The organism is Microbispora sp. NBC_01389 (assembly GCF_045040095.1).
Taxonomy (GTDB): Bacteria; Actinomycetota; Actinomycetes; order Streptosporangiales; family Streptosporangiaceae; genus Microbispora.
The window spans coordinates 2258098-2280371 of sequence record NZ_CP109552.1 but is presented as its reverse complement, the minus strand read 5'-3'; the positions used below and the strand labels follow the sequence as shown (position 1 = coordinate 2280371).

At 71.3% G+C, this 22274-nt stretch carries 18 protein-coding genes; 10 read left to right on the top strand and 8 right to left on the bottom strand.

Features of this window, described 5'->3' with window-relative positions; all coding sequences use genetic code 11:
- Positions 1-19: 19 nt before the first annotated feature.
- On the bottom strand, positions 20-1687 hold the full coding sequence (locus OG344_RS10265; protein WP_405088014.1) for a glycosyltransferase family 4 protein: 1668 nt from the start codon (positions 1685-1687) through the stop codon (positions 20-22).
- A 56-nt stretch (positions 1688-1743) separates the two neighbouring features.
- Here OG344_RS10265 and wecB point away from each other — a divergent pair, with 56 nt between their 5' ends.
- The 5 genes from wecB to OG344_RS10240 all read left to right on the top strand — a co-directional run bounded on the left by wecB (position 1744) and on the right by OG344_RS10240 (position 9949).
- Positions 1744-2871, top strand: a complete 1128-nt coding sequence (gene wecB / locus OG344_RS10260) for a non-hydrolyzing UDP-N-acetylglucosamine 2-epimerase (RefSeq protein ID WP_405088013.1) — start codon at positions 1744-1746, stop codon at positions 2869-2871.
- Between the two features lie 89 nt (positions 2872-2960).
- A complete protein-coding gene (locus tag OG344_RS10255) occupies positions 2961-5030 on the top strand; it encodes a glycosyltransferase (RefSeq protein ID WP_405088012.1) in 2070 nt (689 codons plus the stop codon).
- 445 nt (positions 5031-5475) lie between these two features.
- A complete protein-coding gene (locus OG344_RS10250; RefSeq protein WP_405088011.1) occupies positions 5476-7578 on the top strand; it encodes a DUF222 domain-containing protein in 2103 nt (700 codons plus the stop codon).
- Between the two features lie 204 nt (positions 7579-7782).
- Positions 7783-8307, top strand: coding sequence for a DUF1697 domain-containing protein (locus tag OG344_RS10245; protein ID WP_405088010.1), 525 nt, complete (start codon positions 7783-7785; stop codon positions 8305-8307).
- 13 nt (positions 8308-8320) lie between these two features.
- The gene (locus OG344_RS10240; protein ID WP_405088009.1) at positions 8321-9949 is read left to right on the top strand and encodes an ABC-F family ATP-binding cassette domain-containing protein; all 1629 of its coding nucleotides are present in this window, start codon (positions 8321-8323) and stop codon (positions 9947-9949) included.
- Between the two features lie 5 nt (positions 9950-9954).
- Here the strand turns inward: OG344_RS10240 and OG344_RS10235 are convergent, their stop codons facing one another.
- A complete protein-coding gene (locus OG344_RS10235) occupies positions 9955-10467 on the bottom strand; it encodes an NUDIX domain-containing protein (protein WP_405088008.1) in 513 nt (170 codons plus the stop codon).
- Positions 10468-10630: 163 nt separating this feature from the next.
- On the opposite strand from OG344_RS10235, the gene OG344_RS10230 reads away from it, so the two are divergent.
- Positions 10631-12160, top strand: a complete 1530-nt coding sequence (locus OG344_RS10230; RefSeq protein WP_405088007.1) for an MDR family MFS transporter — start codon at positions 10631-10633, stop codon at positions 12158-12160.
- Between the two features lie 59 nt (positions 12161-12219).
- Here the strand turns inward: OG344_RS10230 and OG344_RS10225 are convergent, their stop codons facing one another.
- The 4 genes from OG344_RS10225 to OG344_RS10210 form a co-directional block, all read right to left on the bottom strand.
- Positions 12220-13722 (bottom strand): flotillin family protein, encoded by a 1503-nt coding sequence (locus OG344_RS10225; protein WP_405088006.1) that lies wholly within the window; start codon positions 13720-13722, stop codon positions 12220-12222.
- A gap of 61 nt (positions 13723-13783) precedes the next feature.
- Positions 13784-13984 carry a hypothetical protein gene (locus OG344_RS10220; protein ID WP_327048997.1) on the bottom strand — a complete coding sequence of 67 codons (201 nt, stop codon included), beginning with the start codon at positions 13982-13984 and terminating at the stop codon, positions 13784-13786.
- 52 nt (positions 13985-14036) lie between these two features.
- Entirely contained in the window at positions 14037-15167 is a 1131-nt protein-coding gene (locus OG344_RS10215) for an acyltransferase family protein (protein WP_405088005.1), read from the bottom strand.
- Positions 15168-15295: 128 nt separating this feature from the next.
- Positions 15296-16108 carry an SDR family NAD(P)-dependent oxidoreductase gene (locus OG344_RS10210; RefSeq protein ID WP_405088004.1) on the bottom strand — a complete coding sequence of 271 codons (813 nt, stop codon included), beginning with the start codon at positions 16106-16108 and terminating at the stop codon, positions 15296-15298.
- 187 nt (positions 16109-16295) lie between these two features.
- On the opposite strand from OG344_RS10210, the gene OG344_RS10205 reads away from it, so the two are divergent.
- From OG344_RS10205 to OG344_RS10190, 4 genes are read left to right on the top strand one after another with little or no spacing between them, the layout of a single operon-like run.
- Positions 16296-18755 (top strand): nitrate- and nitrite sensing domain-containing protein, encoded by a 2460-nt coding sequence (locus OG344_RS10205; RefSeq protein WP_405088003.1) that lies wholly within the window; start codon positions 16296-16298, stop codon positions 18753-18755.
- On the top strand, positions 18752-19159 hold the full coding sequence (locus OG344_RS10200; protein ID WP_030507694.1) for a roadblock/LC7 domain-containing protein: 408 nt from the start codon (positions 18752-18754) through the stop codon (positions 19157-19159). The genes OG344_RS10205 and OG344_RS10200 overlap by 4 nt, the downstream gene beginning before the upstream one ends.
- 31 nt (positions 19160-19190) lie before the next feature.
- Positions 19191-19538, top strand: coding sequence for a DUF742 domain-containing protein (locus tag OG344_RS10195; RefSeq protein WP_405088002.1), 348 nt, complete (start codon positions 19191-19193; stop codon positions 19536-19538).
- A complete protein-coding gene (locus OG344_RS10190; protein WP_327048992.1) occupies positions 19519-20094 on the top strand; it encodes an ATP/GTP-binding protein in 576 nt (191 codons plus the stop codon). The genes OG344_RS10195 and OG344_RS10190 overlap by 20 nt, the downstream gene beginning before the upstream one ends.
- On the opposite strand, the gene OG344_RS10185 is transcribed toward OG344_RS10190, so the two are convergent.
- Together OG344_RS10185 and xylB are read right to left on the bottom strand one after the other, a co-directional pair.
- Complete coding sequence (locus OG344_RS10185; protein ID WP_405088001.1) at positions 20066-20722, bottom strand: DUF998 domain-containing protein; 657 nt, start codon at positions 20720-20722, stop codon at positions 20066-20068. The two genes, OG344_RS10190 and OG344_RS10185, sit on opposite strands and share 29 nt — an antisense overlap.
- A 141-nt stretch (positions 20723-20863) precedes the next feature.
- Positions 20864-22258 carry a xylulokinase gene (gene xylB, locus OG344_RS10180; protein WP_405088000.1) on the bottom strand — a complete coding sequence of 465 codons (1395 nt, stop codon included), beginning with the start codon at positions 22256-22258 and terminating at the stop codon, positions 20864-20866.
- Between the last annotated feature and the right edge of the window lie 16 nt (positions 22259-22274).

Sequence of the window (22274 nt, the reverse complement as noted above, 5' to 3'; positions counted from 1 at the left end):
ACATCGGACTTCGTGCGTTCTATCGGTTTTCGGTCAGTGACTGGTAGATCGCCCGGTAGGTCCGGGCCAGGCTGCTCCAGGTCCGGTGCGCGGCGACCTCGGCCCGGCCGGCCTCACCCATGACCCGGCGGCGCTCCGGATCGTCGCGCAGCGCGGCCAGCCCCTTGGCGAGCGCGGCCGGATCGCCGGGCGGCACCAGCAGACCGGCGCCCTCGCCACCGACGAGCTCCGACAGCGCGGGCAGGTCGCTGAGCACGACCGGCTTGCCCAGCGCCATCGCCTCGACCGGCTTCAGCGGCGTGACCAGGCGGCACACGCGCAGATCCGCGCGCGGGCAGACGAAGACGTCGATGGCCGCCTGGGCCTGCAGCGCCTCGTCCGGGCCGACCCGGCCGGGCAGGATCGCGTCCCTCAGGCCGAGCCGCTCGACCTGTTCGAGCAGGGCGGGCCGCTCCGCGCCGTCGCCGACGAGGAGCACCCGCACCGGCGTCCCGGCGTCGCGCAGCAGCGCGGCGGCGTCCAGCAGGGTGGCGAAGCCCTCGTAGCCCACGATGCTCGACACCGAGCCCACGACGATCTCGCCGCGGCCGACGCCGTAGCGCTCGCGGAACGTCTCGCCGTCGTAGTCGGCGGTCAGCAGGGAGTCGTCCACCGCGTTGGGCGCGAGGAAGATGCGCTCCCGGGGGACGCCGCGCTCCATGATCTCGACGGCCATGGTCTCGGCGAGCGTGACGACCGCGTCGGCCTCGCGCATGATGCGCGCCTCACGCTCGCGCTGCAGGACGTGCCGCTCGCTGCCGACCCGGGCCGGGTCCCGGGAGACCCAGGTCTCCTCCAGGAAGCCGCGCACCTCGTACACGAAGGGCGTGTTCGTCCGCTCGCGAACGGCGAGCGCGACCGAGCCGTTGCGGTGGTCGGTGGCCGCGTGCAGGACCTGCGGGCGGAGCGTGCGGACCAGCTCCGACACGTCCGCGGCGCCGCGGATCATCCGGCCCTGCGTCTCGAACGGCACGTCGTCCTTGGGCAGCAGCCGGTAGTAGGGGACCCCGTCGATCTCCTCGTACGGCTCGGCGTCGGTGTGCCCCTGGAGCATCGGCCAGCCCCAGCTCGTCACGACGTGCGGGTCGAGCCCGGCCGCCCGCTGCGCGGTGACGATGCGGTGGGTGCGCACCGTGTATCCCGCCTGCGTGTACGGCAGCGCGTTGGTGACCATGTGCAGCACCCGGCCGGGCACGCGCTCGCCCATGATGACTTTGGGCTTCGGCGGGATCGGGTCCGGGCCCAGCGCGGCGAGCTCGCCCTCGTAGTAGGCGATCCTGCGGCGGACGAACGGCCACCGCGACTGCGCCTGGAGCACCCTGACCGACTCGGACATCCGCCCGGCGTCGAAGTGCGCCTTCGCCTCCTGCAGCGGGCCCTTGGCGGCACGCTGCAGGATCCTGCGCGTACGGACCTTGACGAAGCGGGCGGCGGGCCAGGCGACGCGGCCGACGAACGGGCGCACACCGGCCGGCATCGCGTCGGCGGCCGCCTGGGCGACCCGCATCGGGTCGGATTTGACCTTGCCGGCGATGATCCGGGAGACGATGACGGGGTTCTTCGCGAACCCCCGGAGGAAGCCGCCGAGGCCGGCCTTCGCGGAAGCGGCGGACACGACCTTTACCGGCTTGTTGGCCTCGGTTTCCACGGCGCGACCGTACCATAGGCAACGTTTGTCCAAAGGTTAAGTGAAAGGCGAGGTAGATGAGAGACCACCCCCTCGTCCTGCACGTTTTGGGCGCCCGGCCCAACTTCGTCAAGGCGGCCCCCGTCGTCAAAGGACTGGCCGCGCTCGGCGTGCGGCAGGGCATCATCCACACAGGCCAGCACTACGACGCGCTGATGTCGGATGTGTTCTTCGCCGACCTCGGGCTGCCCGAGCCGATCGCGAACCTCGGCGTCGGCAGCGGCACCCACGCGCGGCAGACGGCGGCCCTCCTCACGGGGCTGGAGGACGTCGTCCTGGAGCACCGCCCGGCGCTCGTGGTCGTCTACGGCGACGTGAACTCCACGCTCGCGGCGATCCTGGTCTGCGCCAAGCTGGGCGTGCCGACCGCGCACGTCGAGGCGGGCCTGCGCTCCTTCGACCGGGGGATGCCGGAGGAGGTCAACCGGATCGTCACCGACGCGCTGTCGGACCTGCTGTTCGCCACCTCGCCGGACGCGCTGGCGCACCTCGCCAACGAGGGCGTGGACCCGGCGAAGGTGCACCTCGTCGGCAACCCGATGATCGACAGCCTGTTCGCCGCACTGCCCTCGCTCGACCCGGCGCCGGTGCGGGAGCGCCTCGGGATCACCGGGCGGTACGCCGTGGCGACGCTGCACCGCCCGGCGAACGTGGACGACCCCGAGACCGCCCGCGAACTGGTCGACGCGGTGCTCGGGGTGGCCGAGCAGGTGCCGGTGATCGTGCCGCTGCATCCCCGCGGCCGGCAGCGCCTCGCGGAGGCCGGCCTGGTCGACCGCGACGGGCTGCGGATCGTGGACCCGCTGGGTTACGTGGACTTCCTGTCGCTGGTCCGGGGCGCCGCCCTGGTGGTGACCGACTCCGGCGGCGTGCAGGAGGAGACGACCATGCTGGGCGTCCCGTGCCTGACCGTACGGCCGAACACCGAGCGGCCGATCACCGTGACCCACGGGACGAACCGGCTCGTGACCCCGGCGGCGCTGCCCGCCGCCGCGTCGAAGGCGCTCGCGGACGGCGCGGCCACCCCGAGCGGTGAACTGCCGCCGCTCTGGGACGGCGCCGCCGGGCCGAGAATCGCCCGCGTCATCGACGCCTGGCTGCGCGGCGACAACCTCTCCCCCGCCGCCAAGGGCCAGGCGCGCTAGCGCCCGGCGAATGACCCGCTAAATCCCCTATTTCGGCATAAAGGCGGCGGCGACAGCCGTACGATGACTCTTCCTTCGAGGGGGGAAGCATGGCTGAGACCGACGAGACTCCTGAAGAGCTGCGTTTCCAGCGGCTGGGGCCGGTGAACTGGCTGCCCGAGGAGCGCAAGCACGTCGAGCAGTACGAGGCGCGCATCCGCGACCTGGAGAACCGGCTCGCCTACCAGGAGGCCCGCGCCGACTACGCGCTCTGGCGGCTCCAGGCCACCCAGACCCAGAAGCCGTACCGGGTCGCGCAGGTGCTGACGAACGCGGCCAGGCCCAAGAAGATCGTCCGGCTGCCGCGCGACCTCAGCAAGGCGATGAAGGACGGCAGGAAGGCGCCGAAGGCGCCGCCGTCCGCGATCGAGGTCGCCGCCGCGGCCGAGGCGCGGGGTCCCGAGGTCAAGATCCCGACCCTCCAGTGGCCCGACGGCCCGGTCGTACGCCCCGGCATGCGCGTCGCGGTGATCCTCGACGACTTCTCCCGCATGGCGTTCACGTACGAATGGGACCAGATCGAGTTCGGGCTGCAGGACTGGCGCGAGATCTTCGCGGAGCGGCGTCCCGAGATGCTGTTCTGCGAGTCGGCCTGGCACGGCAACCAGGGCCGCTGGCGTTACCAGATGACCGGGACCAACGCGCCCAAGCAGGAGTTGCGCGACCTGATCGCCTGGTGCCGGGAGGAGGGCATCCCCACGGTCTTCTGGAACAAGGAGGACCCGCCCAACTTCGACTTCTTCATCGAGACGGCCAAGCTGTTCGACCACGTGTACACGTGCGACGGCGACATGATCCCGAAATATCGCGAGACGCTGGGTCATGACCGTGTCGGCGCGCTGCAGTTCGCCGCCCAGCCGCGGATCCACAACCCGATCCAGACCAAGCAGGGCCGGCCGTACGACGTCGTCTTCGCCGGCATGTACTTCCGCGACAAGCACCCCGAGCGGCGCGAGCAGATGGAGACGATCCTCGCGCCCGTACGCCCCCTCGGCCTGCACATCTTCGCCAGGAACGGCACGGTCGCCGACAAGTACGCCTGGCCGGAGGAGTACCGCCCCCACATCGCCGGCGAACTGCCGTACGAGCAGATGCTGGCGGCGTACAAGATGTACAAGGTCTTCCTGAACGTGAACTCGGTGATCGACTCGCCGACCATGTGCGCCCGGCGCGTCTTCGAGCTGTCGGCCTGCTCGACCACCGTGCTGTCGGGGTGGTCGCGGGCCATCGAGGAGACGTTCGGCCCGCTGATCCCGGTCGCGCACTCGCAGGAGGAGGCGTACAACCGGGCGATCTACTTCATCAACAGCCCGGAGCTGCGGGCCCGGCAGGGACACCTGGCGATGCGCGAGGTGTTCGACAAGCACCTGTTCTCCCACCGGGTCGACCAGATCCTCACCGACCTCGGCCTGCCGGTCGTGTCGCGCTCGCGGTCGATCTCCGTCGTGCTGCCGACCAACCGGGCCGGCCAGCTCGAACACGCGATCACCCAGGTGGCCCGGCAGCGGCACCGCGACCTTGAGCTCGTGCTGGTCATGCACGGCCTGTCGGAGGACCCTGCGGTCGTGCGCGACAAGGCGCTCGCGGCGGGCATCCCGGCCGTGAAGGTGCTCACCGCCGACCCGTCCTGGACGCTCGGCGAGGTGCTCAACCACGGCATCGCCCACGCCGACGGCGAGCTGATCTCGAAGATGGACGACGACAACATCTACGGCGAGCACTACCTGTCCGACCTGGTGCGGTCCTTCGACTACGCCGACGCCGAGATGGTCGGCAAGGGCGCCCACTACACCTACTTCCCCGACCAGGACGTCACGATCTTCCGCCTGCCCGGGCTGGAGCACCGTTACGCCCATCTCATCCAGGGGGCGACGATCCTGGCCAGGACCGACCTGCTGCGGGCGTTCCCGTTCGAGGCGGTCAACGCCGGCGAGGACACCCGGCTCGTACGGCGGTGCAAGGAAGAGGGCGTCCGGATCTACTCGGCCGACCGCTACAACTTCATCTACATGCGCGGCTCCGACGCCACCGCCCACACCTGGCAGGCCGCGGACTACAAGCTGACCCGCAACGCCCAGTTCTGCTTCGCCGGCAACCCCGAGCCCCACGTGCTCATCTGAACCGGCTCGTCGCCCCGGCTCGTCCGCCCCGGCTCGTCCGACCCAGATCTACACCGGCGCGGGATCTGTCGGCGCGGGCGGTTCCGGGCGCGCCGCCGCCCCGTCCGTACGCGCCGCGACCGTGCCGGACGGGACCGGCCACCACTGGACGGCGGACTCGGCGGCACGTTCGTCACGTCGGCGCACGTCCGCCACTGGCACGCCTCCGTCACAGGCACGCATGAGTCACAGGCACGCATGAGTCACAGGCACGCATGCGTCCATCACACCGGCACGTCCCGCGGCCCTCGCACTGCGCGCGCCGTGCCCAGCCCCGATCGGCCCTCGGCTCTGACCCCGGTAGGCAGCTCACCTGTGACGCCAACAAATCACCAGCTCAGAGGTGTCTACCGCAGGCAGGCATGGGAGAATTCATACATGCTTTCGAATCGACGGAGGAGGTGGGATGGACTTGTTCGATGGCGGTTCTGACCGCCCTCGTCGTTCGATTGGCAAGGACGCCGACTGGTGGGATCGGCTCACGGCCGGCTCGCCGCTGTGGTCTTCCGAGGGTTCGGCCGCCCATGAATATGTCCCGATCGTCGTTCGCGAGCCGCGCGAGTACGCGAGCCGTAGCGAGGGCCAGGTGAAGGCGAATGCTCTCGCCGACGCTCCGGGTAGCGCTTGCGGCGGTGCTCCTGCCGGCGCTTCCGCCGGTGCGCCTGACGGCGCCACCGGCGCCGGCCCGGGTGAGGCGAGCCGGGATCGGGACGCAGGGTGTGATCGGGATGGCGGCAGCGCGCCTGGTGGTGCGCCAGGTGGCGCGTCTGATGGTGCCTTCGGTGGTGCTTCTGGTGGTGCTTTGGGCGATGTTTCTGGTGCGGGGTCGTCGTCGTGGGTGGCGGTGGCGGCTCTTGTCGAGGCGGCGCGGGCGGTGGCGTTGGTGCCGGTGCCTGAGGACGCGGGTGTGTGTCTGGCTGAGGCCGAGGAGTTGCTTGCGGCCCGTGACCGGATCACTTCGGCGTTGGCGGCCCGGGTCGGGCGTGTTCACCGGGCCGGGGAGGCGAAGCACCACGGGCATGCGTCCACCAAGTTGTGGTTGCGCTCTGCTGGCGGGATGACCCCTGCGGGGGCAGGGCGCCTGCTGACGATGAGCATGGAGCTGCCCCGTCTTTCTGAGGTGCGCCGCCTGTTCGCGGATGGCGGTCTGGCGGAGGGGGTGGTGGAGGCGATCTGCACGGCCACCGCCGGGTTGACCGATGAGCAGGCGGCGACGGCTGAGCGGATTTTGCTGGAGTTGGCCGCTGCGGCGGGTGCGGCGGAGGTGGCGAAGGCGGGGCGGTATCTGCGGGCGGTGCTGGACCCCGACGGGCATGAGAGGGACGAGCAGGCGGATTTCGATCGCCGGTTCTTCCGGGTGCGCCGGCGCCGGGGTGGTGGGCTGGAGGGGGAGTTCTATCTGCCGGTGGAGGTGGCGGCGAGGTTGCAGCACATGCTGGACGTCTACGCGAAACCGAAGGCCGAGGGTGATGACCGCACGCTGAGCGTGCGGAACGCCGATGCGTTGATCGCGTTCCTGGAGAACCGGATCGTGACTGAGCTTCTGGTGCTGGTCAACGCCGAGTCCCTCCCCGACGACCCCCCAAGCGGCACTCCCTGCGACGACGGAGAGCCCACCATCGAGGAGCCCACCATTGACGACGGCGAGCCCACCAATGAGGAGCCCGCCGGAGAAGAGTCAGAGGATGCGGAGCCTGGTAGTCGGTCATCGACCGTCAGCCCTGAACACGACCCCGCCGACGACCCCGGCGCTCAACAAGAGGGGATCGATCGAGGACACCACAGAAACCGAGCGCGGCGGTCGCAGCAGGCACGCCCGCAGCAGGCGCATGCCCCTGATCCCCCACCGGAGCACGACGTTCCGCCGAATGCGGAACACGGCAGCGACACCTGGCCGGGAGGTGAGCCCTGGCTGGGGGGCGGCTCCTGGGCGGGGGCGGGCCCAGATGCTCCGCCGTGGCCGGGAGGCGAGGCGCGGGCGGAGAGTGATGCCCGGGCGGGGGCGGAAGCCGATGTGCCGCCGGGAGTGGGAGGGGATGCTCCGCCGGGGGTGGGGGTGAACTGTCCGCCGGGGGTGTGGTTGCGGGGGTTGCCGGGGCTGATCCTGGCGACCGGGCACCTGCTGCCCGCCTCCAGCGTGCACCGGCTGGCCCGCACCAGCACCCTGGTGAGGATCGTGATGAACGCCGCCGGGCAGGTCCTGGACATGGGCCGCAAGGTCAGGTTGGCCACCCCGGCCCAGCGCCGGGCCATCTACGCCCGCTACGCCACCTGCTGGGTCGACGGCTGCCCCCTGCCCGCCACCATGTGCCAGATCGACCATTCCGACGACTGGTGCAGCGGCGGGCTGACCGACCTCAAGCTGCTCGGGCCGGCCTGCCAGTTCCACAACCGCGACCGCTACCGCCACCCCACCCGCTACACCCGCCGCAAGATCGGCGACGACCGCTGGGCCTTCACCTACCGCAACCCCCGCACCACCCGAACCCCCGCACCACCCGGCGGGTGAGGACATGACGCGCGCACGGTCCGGGCCCTATGCCGATCCGATGGGTGCATGCGCCGTCCGGTGCCCACCGAGCTGCCACGGTCCGGCAGGGATTCGAGACGGTCGCGAGGTCAGAGCCCGAGCCGTCGGCCGACATCGCAGCCCGATACCTGAAGCTTTCTGACATGGTCGGGCGATAGTCTCCCGCCGGAAGGAGGCGATGCGATGCGTTACGTGGCGCTGTTGCGCGGCATCAACGTCAACCCCGCCACCGCGGTGGCGATGGCCGATCTCAAGGCGCTGCTCGAAGGCCTCGGGCACGGGAATGTGCGCACGCACCTGCGCAGCGGAAACGCCCTGTTCACGGCGGATGGTGACAGCGAGCCTATCGCCGACGCGATCGAGCGCGGGCTCCAGGAGGAGCTCGGCCTGTCCACAACGGTGATCCTCCGTACGGCTGAGCAGCTTCGCGGTGTGGTGGAGCGCAATCCCCTGGAGGTCAGGGACCCGGCCCGGTTCGCCGTGGTCTTCCTGGCCCGGCCGCCGGACCGTGAGGGGCTGACGAGCATCGACCCGGCGGCGTACGCACCGGAGGAGATGCTGGTCGGCGAGCGGGAGCTCTACGTCTACTTCCCCGACGGGCTGCGGCGCCCCAAGCTGCCACCGCTGCTGGAGAAGCACTCGGCCGGCCCGGCGACCATGCGCAACTGGAACACCGTCACCCGCCTGCTCACGCTCGCCACCCAGTAGGGTCGATGTCCTGATGAGCACCACTCTTGTCGCGAAGGAACTCGCCGCCGGGCACGGCGACCGCGTCCTGTTCACGGATCTCGATCTGGTCGTCGCGTCCGGGGACGTCGTCGGGCTGGTGGGAGTGAACGGCGCGGGCAAGTCGACGCTGCTTCGCCTGCTGGCCGGCCTCGACGCCCCCGAGCACGGCAGCGTACGGCTCAGCCCGCCCGCCGCCAATGTCGGCCACCTGCCGCAGGAGCCCGAACGGCGGCCGGGTGAGACCGTCGCGGCCTTCCTCGCCCGCCGAACCGGGGTCGCGGCCGCACAGCGGGCCCTCGACGCGGCCACCGAGGCGCTCGTCGGCGGCGATACCGGCGACGCGTACTCCGAGGCGCTCGATCGGTGGCTCGCCCTGGGCGGCGCCGACCTGGAGGAGCGGGCCGCGGAGGTGGCCGCCGACCTCGGGCTCACGATCGGCCTTGAGCAGGAGATGGCGTCCCTGTCCGGTGGGCAGGCGGCCCGGGTGGGGCTGGCCTCGCTGCTGCTCAGCCGTTATGACGTGTTCCTGCTCGACGAGCCCACGAACGACCTCGACCTCGACGGCCTGGACCGGCTCGAACGCTTCGTGACAGGGCTGCGCGCCGGAACGGTGGTCGTCAGTCACGATCGCGAGTTCCTCGCCCGTACGGTGAACAGGGTGGTCGAGCTCGATCTCGCCCAACAGCAGATCCGCGCGTACGGTGGCGGGTACGACGCCTACCTGGAGGAGCGCGAGGTCGCCCGCAGGCACGCGCGCGAGCAGTACGAGGAGTACGCCGACACCAGGTCCTCTTTGGAGGCCCGGGCCAGGGGCCAGCGCGCCTGGATGGAGAAGGGCGTCAAGAACGCGCGCCGCAAGGCCCCCGACGGCGACAAGCTCGGACGGAAGTTCCGCACCGAGGCGACGGAGAAGCAGGCGGCCAAGGCCCGGCAGACCGAGCGGATGATCGAGCGACTGGATGTCGTCGAGGAGCCGCGCAAGGAGTGGGAACTGCGGATGGAGATCGCCGCCGCGCCCCGCTCCGGGGCCGTGGTCGCGACGCTGCGCGGCACGGTAGTGCGACGTGGCGGCTTCACGCTCGGGCCCGTCGACCTGCAGATCGACTGGGCGGACCGGGTCGCGATCACCGGCGCGAACGGCTCGGGCAAGACCACGCTGCTCGGCGCGTTGCTCGGCCGGGTGGCCCTCGACGAGGGGACGGCGACGCTCGGCCCCGGTGTGGTCGTCGGCGAGGTCGACCAGGCTCGCGCCCTCTTCGAGGGCGACGAGCCGCTGCTCGGCGCGTTCGGCGCACTTGTCGACCTGCCGCCCGCCGACGCCCGCACGGTGCTGGCCAAGTTCGGCCTGCGCGCCGACCACGTGCTGCGTCCCGCGGCCATGCTGTCACCGGGCGAGCGCACGCGGGCGGCCCTCGCCCTCCTCCAGGCCCGTGGGGTCAACCTGCTCGTCCTGGACGAGCCCACCAACCATCTCGACCTCCCGGCGATCGAACAGCTGGAGTCGGCGCTCGACTCGTACACGGGAACCCTGCTGCTCGTCACGCACGACCGGCGCATGCTGAAGGCCGTCCACACGACACGCCGTGTCGTCGTCGAGGCCGGCCGGATCCGCGAGGGCTGAACCCGCTACGGCTGACGAGCCGCACGGCCGAAGTAGCGGGCCACGACCCGCGTGTGGAGCGGGAACGCCAGCTCCTGAGGGGCGTCGATCACCAGCCACTCGCTGGTCTCCGCGGTGGGCGCGACCGGCGGGAGGGCGTCCGGGGTCGTGCGCGGTCCGAGGCCGAAGATCAGCACGGTGCCGTCGGGCGCGCTGAGCACGTCGAACAGCCGCACACCCGCCACGTCGACGACGACGCCCGTCTCCTCGCGGACCTCCCGTACGGCGGCCTGCTGCCAGGACTCGCCGATGTCGACGAAGCCTCCGGGGAGGGCGAGCAGGCCGCGGTGCGGCTCGACCGCCCGGCGGACCACGAGAAGGCCGGACGTACGCGCACTGTCCACCGGAAGCACCATGACCGCCACCGGCAGGGGATTGAGATAGCTCGTGTTCCCGCACTCCTGGCAGGTCCTCGGCCAGGGCCGGCCGGGTGCGTAGGCCGCTCCGCAGAAGGAGCAGTGGGAGTTCCTGATCGCCACGCTCGCGAGAGTAACAACATTCGCCGTCAGGCCAGCTTGAAAGTCTCGACGACGTCCCGGCACTCAGCAAGCCCCGCCAACGGCTCTGGAATGTTCTGACATACGGTGACGGTTGCGCATAACGAAACTGCTGTGCCGAGAGCGTTTCAGAGGAGTCTCATCCGTGACCACCACGACATCGAAGGGCATCGGGCTACGGTCGGAGCGCGGTCCCGTCCTCGCCGCCATCATGCTGTGTACCGGTCTCGTGGCGCTGGACAGCACGATCATCGCGACCGCGGTGCCCTCGGTCGTCAGCGACCTCGGCGGGTTCTCCCAGTTCCCGTGGCTGTTCTCGATCTACCTGCTGACCCAGGCCGTCACCGTGCCCATCTACGGCAAGCTGGCCGACGTCTTCGGGCGCAAGCCGGTGATGTTCTTCGGCATCGCCGCGTTCCTGCTCGGGTCGGTGCTGTGCGGGGTGGCCTGGAGCATGCCCGCGCTGATCGCGTTCCGGGCGATCCAGGGCATCGGCGCCGGGGCGGTGCAGCCGATCAGCATCACGATGGCCGGCGACCTCTACTCGGTCGAGGAGCGCGCCCGGGTCCAGGGCTACCTCGCCAGCGTGTGGGGCGTCTCGGCGGTCGTCGGCCCGACGCTCGGCGGCGTGTTCTCCGAGTACGTCTCCTGGCGCTGGATCTTCTTCATCAACCTGCCGCTCGGCGCGGTGGCCACCTGGGTGCTGGCCCGCCGCTTCAAGGAGCAGGTGAGGCGCGGCTCCCACCGTGTCGACTATCTGGGCGCCGTGCTGCTGACCGGCGGCTCCTCGCTGCTCATCCTCGGCCTGCTGGAGGGTGGGGTCGCCTGGGAGTGGAACTCGGCGCCCAGCCTGCTGATCTTCGTGGCGGGGGCGCTGCTGATCGCCGCCTTCGTCCTCGCCGAGCGCCGCGCGGCCGAGCCGGTGCTGCCTTTGTGGGTGTTCCGCCGCCGCACGCTGAACGGGGGCAACCTGGTCTCCGTCGGCGTCGGCGCCCTCACCATCGGGCTCACGTCGTACGTCCCGACGTACGCGCAGGGGGTGCTGGGCACCGGCGCGCTGGTGGCGGGCTTCGCCCTGGCCGCGCTGACCATCGGCTGGCCGCTCGCGGCGACGTTCTCCGGCCGCCTCTACATGCGCATCGGGTTCCGCGACACCGCGTTGATCGGCGTCGTCGTGGTGGTGGCGGGCACCGTGCTGTGCGCGCTGCTCGGCCGGAACGCGATGATCTGGCAGGTCGCCGCCGCCTGCTTCGTGGTCGGCGTCGGTCTCGGGCTGTCGGCCAGCCCCACGATGGTCGCCGTGCAGTCGGTCGTCGGCTGGGAGCGCCGCGGCGTCGTCACCGCGACGAACATGTTCTCCCGGTCGATCGGCAGCACGGTCGGCGCCGCGATGCTGGGCGCCATCTCCAACGCGACGCTGTCGGACCGCTTCGCCCACCCGCCCGCCTCCCTCGCCGGCTCGGTGGCGGGGCGGCTGCCGGACAGCCTCGACGCCACGAGCCTGGTGCTGAACGCCCAGGGCGCGGCGGCCCACTCGGCCGCCGCGTCCTTCGTCCGGGGCGCGTTGTACGACGCCGTCCACCACATCTTCATCGCGCTCGTCGTCGTGGCCGTGCTCAGCGTCGGCGCGCTGCTGCTCATGCCCCGCCGTACGACTGAGCTGTCGTTCGACTGAGCTGTCGTTCGACTGAGCTGTCGTTCGGCTGGGCTGTTGCCAGGCTGACCCGCCCTCGATCAGGCGATCGGCTTCACGGGGTGCTCGGTGCCGTTCACGCTTGCGCTTTCCTGCTGGGAGGCCGTCGCGGGCGAGCCACCGGCCAGGAGGGTGCGCGCCAGGCCCAGCCCGGTGCCGCCCAGCGTGAGCGCCTTGGCCAGCATCTCCTCGATGCCCTGGGCGCCGTTGAGCACCACCATGTGATCGACGTTGCCGAACGCCTTCGCCCCGGCCTCCACGATCTGCGGCCAGTTCTCGGCGAGCTGCTGGGCGATGACGGCCTCCTGGTTCTCCCGCAGCGCCTCGGAGCGGGCCCTGATCGCCTCGGCCTCGGCCAGACCCCGCGCCTTGGCCGACTCGGCCTCCGCGAGACCACGTGCCTTGGCGGCCTCGGCCTCCGCGAGACCCCGCGCCTTGGCGGCCTCAGCCTCGCCCAGACCGGTCGCCCTGGTCGCGGCCGCGGCGGCCTCACCGCGCAGCCGCACCGACTCGGCCTCGGCCGCGGCCGCCTGCTTGACCTGCGACGCCTGCGCGACGGCCCGCAGCTCGGTCTCCTTCGCCTCCGCCTCGGCCTGCGCGATGCGCGCGTCGCGCTCGGCCTGCGACAGCGTCACGGTCTCGTACGCCTTGGCGTCGGCGGGCTTGCGCACCTGCGACTGGAGCCGCTGCTCGGAGAGCTGGGCCTCCAGCTCGGCCGTACGGGTCTCCTGGACGACGACCTCCTGACGGGCCGTGGCCTCCGACAACGGCCCGGACTGCCGCGACCGCGCCTGCGCCTCGTCGATCTCCGCCTGGTAGGAGGCCTGCTTGATCTGCGCGTCGCGCCACGCGCCGGCCTTGTTCGCCGCCGCGATCTGCTCGGCCTCGGTGGCCTCCTGGTCGCGCTGCGCCTCCGCGATGCGCGCGGACGCGGCGATCTTCGCGGCGTGCGGCTTGCCCAGGTTCGTGATGTAGCCGGTCTCGTCCTCGATCTCCTGGATCTGCAGCGAGTCGACGACCAGGCCGAGCTTGCTCATCTCGTCGGCCGCGGAGCTGCGGGTCTCGCTGGTGAGCCGCTCCCGGTTGAGAATGAGATCCTCGACGGTCAGGTTGCCGATGATCGAGCGCAGATGACCGGTGAACAGCTCGTGGATGGCGCCGTTCATCGAGTCCTGCTGGTCGAGGAAGCGCCGGGCGGCGTTCGCGATGCTGCTGAAGTCGTCGCCCACCTTGTAGATGATCACGCCGCGCACCTGGACCGGGATGCCCTGCTGGGTCACGCAGTTGACCTGCAGGTTCGTGGCCCGGCTGTCGAGCCGCAGCCGCCGGGAGGTCTGGAAGCCGGGCAGCACGGCGGTGCCCTTGCCGGTCACGATCTTGAAGCCCAGGCTGTCGGCGAGCTCGTTCCTCGTGTGGGCCCCGAGGCCCGAGATGATGAGCGCCTCGTTGGGCTCGGCCACCCGCCAGATGGCCTTGAACAGCATGGTGAGGACGATGAGGGCGACGATGGCGACGCCGCCCACGACCACGATCTCCGAGGGCATGGGAGCCTCCGTCCAGAGTGGGGGGAGAAGAGCGGGGAGGGGGAGAGGAGGATGGTGCGGGTCAGACGATCGCGCGGGCGACGTAAACGGTGCGCGGGGGCGAATACTCCACGACGACGACGATGGACCCCATCGGGATCTCCTCGTCCGGGACGCTCGGATAGGCGTAGAACGCCTCGACACCCCCGCGGATGGGCACCATCACCTCGCCGACGAGGCCAGGCCCGATCCTGCCCGTGACCCTGCCCTGTCTGCCGACCACCCGCGTCACCCCGTCGTCTTCACCACATCTGGCCGCACCGCGAATGCGTACGCTACCCCGGATTGCGCGCTTCGCCATGTTCTGCACCATCACCCGGAAAACGTGCGTACGCACGCGAGAGTTCCGCACGGCGTCTGCCGGGCCGCTGCCCGCGCCGCTGACCGGGCCGGCGCAGCGTCGTGAACGCCCAGGAGACGTCCGGCTCGACCGCCCACCGGAAGGCCCGCCGTACCGGGGAGGTGCACAGCAGGGCCGCCAGTACGGCGCCGAGAGCCACCATCGCCGCCACGCCGAGCGGATTGACGAGCGCGTCGTGGAAGCGCTCGCTGACCTTCACCGCGAAGCCGTGCAAAAGATAGGCGTACATGGTGGCGGCGCCGAGGCCGGAGAACCAGGTGCGGCGGTCCGGGGTGAGCGCGAGGAACGCCAGGACCAGCAGGAAGCCCGCCGCCAGCATGGCGAGCCTGATCAGGGTGCCGGTCAAGTCGTCCACGCCGATCTGGTGGTTGGAGTGGCGCCAGCGGATCCACTCCGTCGGCACGAGCCGGTGCACGGCGAAGGCCCCGGCGAGCGCCGCGGCCAGCACGGCGCCCCCCGTGATCGCGGCCACCCGCCCGCGCAGCAGTTCCAGGTGACCGGGGGTGAACATGAGCCCGAGCACGTAGAACGGCAGCAGGCCGAACGTGCGGTTCATCGACAGCTCGTCCGGCAACGCGCTCGTCCCCGACAGCAGCGAGAGCCCGACCGCGACGACCAGAGGATGCCGCAACTGCTGCCAGACCGGGGTGGACAGCCGCCAGAGGAACAGCGACATCAGAAACCAGGTCAGATAGTACGGATCGAGCAGGCTGATCTCCAGCTTGCCGTACAGGAAGTAGCGGGGCAGCGAGTAGGCCACCTCGAAGATGACGTACGGCACGGCCAGGCCGCTGATGAGCCTGCGCGCCTTGCCCGCGGAGAACGTGAAGTTTCGCGACAGGTAGCCGCTGATCACGATGAACAGCGGCATGTGGAAGAGGTAGACGTAGAAGTAGAGCGCGTGCGCCGCGGGGACGTCCCGCAGGTCCTCCACGAGGTGCCCGGAGACGACGAGCACGATGGCCAGGAACTTGGCGTTGTCCAGCAGCGGGTCGCGGGCGGGGGCCGCCGGGCCGGACGTGCGCGCGGGAGCGGTCACGGTCATGCGGCCGGACCCTAGCCACCCGTCAGTCACCCGTCCGTGAGCACCGGCGCAACCCCCGGCGAACACTCCCCGAACTCTTCGGGGCCCCTCAGCCTCTCAGCTGGTCAGCCTCTCAGCCGGTCAGCCCCTCAGCCGGTCAGTCCGGTGGCGGCGGCGCTGGCGTCCCAGAGGGCGGCGGCGGAGGCGGGGTCGGACATCCTCCGCGGCACCCGCGCGGGGGCGTTCTTGACGAAGTAACGGCCCGGGTGGTCCACGCCGTCGGCGTGGGTGACGAGGTGGACGATCCTGGCGGCGCCGGCCTCGGGCGACTCGCCGACCCCGGGAACGCGCCACACCATCTTCATGAAGAGCGTGCCGTCCGCGAAGGTCGTCTTCAGCACTCCCGGGTGCAGGCACGTGGCGGCCAGCCCGCGCTCGGCGAGCGACACGGTGAACAACGCGTTGGCCTGCTTGGAGTCGCCGTACTGCTGCCAGCCGTTCCAGCGCCGCCGTTCCCTGGTCAGGTCGGCGGGGTCGAGGCGGCCGAACTTCGCGGCCCGCGACGAGGTGGTGACGACCCGGGCGGACGACGCCGCGAGCCGGTCGGCGAGCAGGTTCGTGAGCAGGAACGGCGCCAGATGGTTGACCTGCATCATCAGCTCGTTGCCGTCCGCCGTCGTCCGCCGGTCGGGCGTCATGACGCCCGCGTTGTTCACCAGCACGTCGATGCGTTCGTACCGGGCCAGCAGGTCCGCGGCCAGCCGGCGCACCTGGTCGAGTGAGGAGAAGTCGGCCACGAGGGTGTCCGGGCGGGTGCCGCCGGCCGCGGCGGCCCGATCCGCGACCGCGTGCAGCCTCTCGGGTGTACGCCCGATGAGCACGATTTGATGACCTAGCCGGGCGAGATCAAGGGCGGAAGCTGCACCGATTCCGGCACCAGCCCCAGTGATCACAGTAATCATCGTTTCCTCCTCCTGCGCCGGGAGTGTATCGGTGCTAGCCTTCTGTGCGATCTTCCGGAGGTGCATTCCCCCATAAATGCGGCACAGCCTCCAGCACTGCAGGAGTGGCCACATGGGTTCAAAAAACCGCTCGATTCGGTTCAAGGTCTTCTCACTGCTGCTCCTACCATTGCTCATGTTGAGTGCTATGTGGGGGTTTGCCCTAAAACTGACGGTCGGCGACGGCGTCACCCTCCTGCGTGCCAAGACGCTGTACGACACCATCGGCATCGCCTCCACCGACCTCGGGCTGCAGATCCAGGCGGAACGCGCGCTGACCGCGGGGGTGCTGAGCAGCGGCCAGACGAACTCCGCCGCGCTCACCACCCAGCAGGCCAAGACCACCGCCTCGGCGGACAGGTTCCGGAGGACCTCCAACGAGGAGTCCACCCGTGACGTCATGAGCGACGACCTCGTGGCGCCCCTGGACACCCTGCTGTCCTCCCTCGAACGCCTGCCCTCGATCCGGGAGTCCATCTCGCTCGGCCAGGCGGACCGGCTCTACGCCATCAACTCCTACAACGCGATCATGGATGACATGTTCGCGCTGTACGAGAGGCTGGTCTCGGTCCCCGACCTGACCGTCTTCCAGCAGGCCAGCGCGATGCAGGGGATGGGCAACGCGCACGAGATGATCAGCCGCGAGGACGCCCTCCTCCGCGGCGCGCTCGCCAGCGGCATGATGACCGGCCAGGAGCAGACCGCCTTCGGCGAGTGGGTCTCCACCCGCCGGTTCCTCTACCGGAAGAACCGCGCGGTCCTGACCGGCGACATGCGCGCGCCGTACGAGCAGGAGCTCACCTCGCCGCTCTTCGACCGCTTCACGGCGCTGGAGAACCTGCTCGTCAACCGCGTGCGCACCGGCGGGCCGGTCCCGCCGGAGGCCCAGAAGTGGTCGGCGACCGTCGACCAGTTGATCCTCAGGCTCGACTCGGCCCGGGTGAAGGCGTCGGACGCGCTCAACACGAACGCCACCTCGGTCGCGACCGGGATCCTGCTCCGCATCCTGGTCGCCGGAGGGCTCGGCCTCGTCGTCATCGTTACGACGATCATCTTCTCCGTACGGTTCGGCCGCCGTCTCGCCCGTGACCTCGCCGGGCTGCGCGACGCCGCGCTCGACCTCGCCGACGTACGGCTGCCGCGCGTCGTCGAGAAGCTGCGGCGCGGCGAGGAGGTGGACGTCGAGGCCGAGGCGCCCCCGATCAACGCGACGGGGTCCAGCGAGGTCGAGGACGTCGCCCACGCGTTCGGCTCCGTGCAGCGCACCGCCGTGGAGGCCGCCGTCGGCCAGGCCGCCCTGCGCCGCGGCATCGGCCAGGTCTTCCTCAACCTGGCCCGGCGCAAGCAGACCCTGCTGCACCGCCAGCTCACGCTGCTCGACACGATGCAGCGCCGGGCCGAGGACCCGGAGGCGCTGGAGGACCTGTTCCGGCTCGACCACCTCACCACCCGCATGCGGCGGCACGCGGAAGGCCTGATCATCCTGTCCGGGGCCACGCCGGGACGCGCCTGGCGCAAGCCGGTGCCGCTCATCGACGTGGTCCGCGCGGCGATCTCCGAGGTGGAGGACTACACCCGGGTCACGATGGCTCCGATGCCGGCCGCCACCCTCGCGGGCGCGGCCGTGGCCGACCTCGTCCACCTGATCGCCGAGCTGATGGAGAACGCCACCGTCTTCTCGCCGCCGCACACCAGGGTGGAGGTCCGCGGGGAGCTCGTCGCCAACGGGCTCGCGATCGAGGTCGAGGACCGCGGCCTGGGTCTCACGCCCGAGGAGTACGACGAGATCAACGCGCGGCTGACCGACCCGCCGGAGTTCGACCTGGCCGACAGCGACAGGCTCGGGCTCTTCGTCGTCAGTCAGCTCGCCGTCCGGCACGGGGTGAGGGTGGTGCTGCGCGGCTCGCCGTACGGCGGGACGACCGCGATCGTGCTCATGCCCCGCACCCTGGTCGTGGAGGACGGCGCGCCCACAGCGATCGAGGGACCACCGCCGTCCCGCGGCGCCCACGCCAAGCCCGCACCGGAGATGACGCCGGAGACGCTGCGGGAGGCCGTCGCGGGACGGGTGTGGGATCCCGCCGGAGCCCCGGAAAGCCCCGAGTCGTCCCCGTTCTTCACCCCGGCCGCCCTGCGGACCGAGGCCGTGCCCTCCTCCGTGCGCGAGGCCCCGCCCGCCCCCACACCCATTCCCACCCCGGTCCCCACCCCCGTTCCGATGCCCGTCTCCAGGCCGAAGCCGGTCGCCGCGAACAGCGCACCGAACAGCGCACCGAACGGCACATCGAACGGCACGGGGAACGGCACGGGGAACGGCGCACCCAACGGCACGGCGTCCCGGGCCAGGGGATCGGCTTCCGACGGGACCCACGCCGGTCTGCCGCGCCGGGTCCGGCAGGCCAACATCGCTCCGCAGCTACGCACCCCGTCGACGCAGCCGCCGCTGTCCGCCCCTCCCATGGAGGAGCGGTCGCCCGAGGAGGCCAGGGCCGTGTTCGCCTCCTTCCAGAGCGGCGCGCGCCGGGGCCGGGAGGACTCCGACCAGCCGGGTGGGGTAGCACCCGGTGACCACGCACACAACACGCACGGCGAGAAGGGTGACGCATGACCGGCAAAGCGACGTCGACCGGCGAACTGAACTGGCTGCTCGACGATCTCATCAGCAGGGTCGCCGCCGTCCGCCAGGCGGTGATCCTCTCCACCGACGGCCTCGTCGTGGGAGCCTCCCAGGGGCTGAGCCGGGAGGACGCGGAGCACCTGTCGGCGGTCGCCGCCGGGTTCCAGAGCCTGGCCAGGGGCGCCGGCCGGCACTTCGGCGGTGGTGAGGTGCGGCAGACCATCGTCGAGATGGAGGCGGCGTTCCTCTTCGTCACCGCCGCCGGGCAGGGCACCTGCCTGGCCGTCCTGGCCGCCTCCGACGCCGACGTCGGCCACATCGCGTACGAGATGGCGATGCTGGTCAAGCGAGTGGGCCAGCACATCTCCACCAACCCGCGCCGGATCTCCCCATGAGACGGGCGGGCATATGACGGGACCCCAATGGATGGACGAGGAGGCCGGATCCTTGGTCCGGCCGTACACGCTGACAGGGGGCCGGGCGCGGCACTCCGGCGTGAAACTCGATCTCATCACGATGGTGACCACCACGGGTTCACGCAGGGACCTGTCCGGGATAGGTCCCGAGCAGCGACGGATCCTTGACCTCGCGCGCGGCAGCGCGTCGGTGGCGGACATCGCGTCCGACATCGACCTGCCACTGGGCGTGGTACGCGTCCTGATCGGGGATCTACTCGACCTGGGACTCGTCGAGGCGCGGGCTCCGGGCAAAGTGGCGCCGCTGCCAAGCGAGCGCATTCTCAAGGAAGTGATCAATGGCCTTCGCGCCCTCTGAGGAGCCGGTCGCCCTCAAGATATTGGTGGCCGGCGGCTTCGGCGTCGGCAAGACCACGCTGGTCGGCGCGATCAGCGAGATTCGCCCCCTCCGTACGGAGGAGGTGCTGTCCGACCGCGGCGTCGGCGTCGACGACATCGACGGTGTGGAGGCCAAGACGACCACCACGGTCGCGATGGACTTCGGGCGCATCACCATCAGGGAAGGCCTGGTGGTCTACCTGTTCGGCACCCCCGGGCAGGAGCGCTTCTGGTTCATGTGGGACGAGCTCAGCTACGGCGCGCTCGGCGCGGTCGTGCTGGCCGACACCCGGAGACTGACCGACTGCTTCCCGTCCATCGACTACTTCGAACAGCGCGGCACGCCGTTCATCGTGGCGGTGAACTGCTTCGACGGCGCGGACCAGCACGAGGCCGACGACGTGCGGATCGCCCTCGACCTCGATCCGGAGGTGCCCGTCCTGCTCTGCGACGTACGGCGGCGCGCCTCGGCGAAGGTCGTGCTCGTCACCCTCGTGGAGCACGCGCTCAAGACGCTGACGGCCGCCCAGCGCTGAGCGGCATGACGGCCGCCGGTCCGCTCGCGGAGCGGCGGCCCCAGGTGAGCTGGACGAGCCGCAGGGCGAGCAGCCCGAGGAAGGACACCTCGGCGGCCAGCAGCAGCCGCTCCACCAGGCCGATCATGACGCCGTGGCCGGGCAGCGCGACGTAGGTGATGGCGGCGAGACCGAGGCCGGAGGCGAGCGCGAGCCATTCGAGCGGCCGGGCGACGGCCTGCCACCGCTCGTCCTGGCCGAGCCGGCCCACGAGCTGGATCGCGGCGGCGGGCACGCTCACGAAGGCGGCCGCCGACAGGAGTCCGTGCAGGGCGCCCTGCCAGCTCGTGTCCGACGGGATGACCGCCGCGCCGATGAGGGAGGCGCTCCACAGGCCGATCAGGCGGGTGGGCCAGCCGTCCACGGGCGCGTGCACGGCGCGCATTCCGGCGAGCAGGGCGAGCGAGGCCAGGCCGAGGACGGCCATGGCCGTCTCGATCACGCCGCCGTCGTCCCGCGCCGCGTACTGGCTGATCGTCATGGAGACGGGATCCAGCGAGGGTTCCCCGCCAACCTGCGCCGCCACGACGGTGGCGACCGCGAGCACCATGCCGCAGCCGGCGAGCAGGGGATAGATCCTCTTGACCATGACTTGAGGATCCCGCGTACGGCCCGTTTCTAACATCCGGGACAACGCGTACATCACCCCGATAGGGGCTCAGGGTCGTCTCAGGGTGGGGTCCCCGGGGTCACGTGGACCCCACCCCGGACGTCTGTTCCCGCGCGTGCTCTACTCTTGCGCCGCCTCGTGGTAGCGCTCGCGCAGGCCGGGAGTGGGGTCGCCCTCGTACCGCTCAGTGCCACCCGACGCGCCACCCGACGTGCCACCCGACTCCCAGTGGGGCGGCTCCGGCTCGCCGGACAGCAGCCAGGCGGCCTGCTTGGCGGCGCCGTCCGCGACGTACTCCCCGGGGGTGGGGACGAGCACCGGACGCCCGAACACGGTGGGCGCGATCCGGCGCACCGCCTCCGAGCGCGCGCCGCCGCCGATGAGCAGCACCCTGGCCGGCTCGACGCCGAGCGCGTCCAGCGCGTCGGCGAGCCCGCACAGCATGCCCTCGACCGCGGCCCGGGCCAGGTGCTCCGGGCTTGAGTTGGACAGGCGCAGCCCGTGCAGGGACCCGGTCGCGTCGGGCCGGTTCGGGGTGCGCTCTCCCTCCAGGTACGGCACGAGCACCAGCCCGCCGGCGCCCGCGGGCGCCCGCAGGGCCAGATCGCTCAGCCCCTGGGGGGTGACCCCGAGCATCCGGGCCGCGGCGTCCAGCACCCGCGCCGCGTTCAGCGTGCAGACCAGCGGGAGGTACCGCCCGGTGGCGTCGGCGAACCCCGCGACCAGCCCCGCCGCGTCGGCGGACGGCGTCTCGGAGACGGCGAACGCCGTACCCGACGTGCCGATCGACACCACCACGTCGCCGGGCCGCATGCCGGCGCCGAGCGACGCCGCCATGTTGTCGCCGGTGCCGGGCGCGAGCAGCGCACCGCCCTGCTCGGCCGTGCCCGCCTGTTCGGCCGGGCCGAGCACGCGGGGCAGTTCGGGCACCCGGCCCATGGCGAGTTCCAGCAGGTCGGTGCGGTACTCGCCGGTGGCCGGCGACCAGTAGCCGGTGCCGGAGGCGTCGCCCCGGTCGGTCGTGATCGTGTCCGGCCGCCCGGCGAGCCGCCAGGTGAGCCAGTCGTGCGGGAGACAGACCGACCGCGTACGGCGGGCGTTGTCCGGCTCCTCGCGGGCGAGCCAGCGGAGCTTGGTCACCGTGAACGACGCCACCGGCACGCTGCCGACGGCCTCGGCCCACGCCTTCGGGCCGCCCAGCTCGGCGACCAGGTCGGCCGCCGCTCCGGCCGACCGGGTGTCGTTCCACAGCAGCGCGGGCCGGACCACCTCGCCGTCCTCGTCGAGGCAGACCATGCCGTGCTGCTGTGCCCCCACGCTGACGGCGGCGACGTCCGCCAGGCCGCCCGCCTGCTCGATCGCGCCCTGCAGGGCGGTCCACCAATGGTCGGGGTGGACCTCCGTGCCCTCCGGGTGGGGGGCGCGGCCCTCGCGCACGAGGGCCCCGCTCTCCGCGTCCCGGATCACGACTTTGCAGCTCTGGGTCGACGAGTCGACCCCTGCCACGAGCGTCACAGTCGTCCCCTCACTC

Coding starts and splice junctions, on each gene's coding strand:
- OG344_RS10240 (WP_405088009.1), top strand. CDS start 8,321: ATGAGCACCACTCTTGTCGCGAAGGAACTCGCCGCCGGGCACGGCGAC.
- OG344_RS10190 (WP_327048992.1), top strand. CDS start 19,519: ATGGCCTTCGCGCCCTCTGAGGAGCCGGTCGCCCTCAAGATATTGGTG.
- OG344_RS10250 (WP_405088011.1), top strand. CDS start 5,476: ATGGACTTGTTCGATGGCGGTTCTGACCGCCCTCGTCGTTCGATTGGC.
- OG344_RS10215 (WP_405088005.1), bottom strand. CDS start 15,167: ATGACCGTGACCGCTCCCGCGCGCACGTCCGGCCCGGCGGCCCCCGCC.
- wecB (WP_405088013.1), top strand. CDS start 1,744: ATGAGAGACCACCCCCTCGTCCTGCACGTTTTGGGCGCCCGGCCCAAC.
- OG344_RS10195 (WP_405088002.1), top strand. CDS start 19,191: ATGGACGAGGAGGCCGGATCCTTGGTCCGGCCGTACACGCTGACAGGG.
- OG344_RS10205 (WP_405088003.1), top strand. CDS start 16,296: ATGTGGGGGTTTGCCCTAAAACTGACGGTCGGCGACGGCGTCACCCTC.
- OG344_RS10210 (WP_405088004.1), bottom strand. CDS start 16,108: ATGATTACTGTGATCACTGGGGCTGGTGCCGGAATCGGTGCAGCTTCC.
- OG344_RS10200 (WP_030507694.1), top strand. CDS start 18,752: ATGACCGGCAAAGCGACGTCGACCGGCGAACTGAACTGGCTGCTCGAC.
- OG344_RS10255 (WP_405088012.1), top strand. CDS start 2,961: ATGGCTGAGACCGACGAGACTCCTGAAGAGCTGCGTTTCCAGCGGCTG.
- OG344_RS10185 (WP_405088001.1), bottom strand. CDS start 20,722: ATGGTCAAGAGGATCTATCCCCTGCTCGCCGGCTGCGGCATGGTGCTC.
- OG344_RS10225 (WP_405088006.1), bottom strand. CDS start 13,722: ATGCCCTCGGAGATCGTGGTCGTGGGCGGCGTCGCCATCGTCGCCCTC.
- OG344_RS10245 (WP_405088010.1), top strand. CDS start 7,783: ATGCGTTACGTGGCGCTGTTGCGCGGCATCAACGTCAACCCCGCCACC.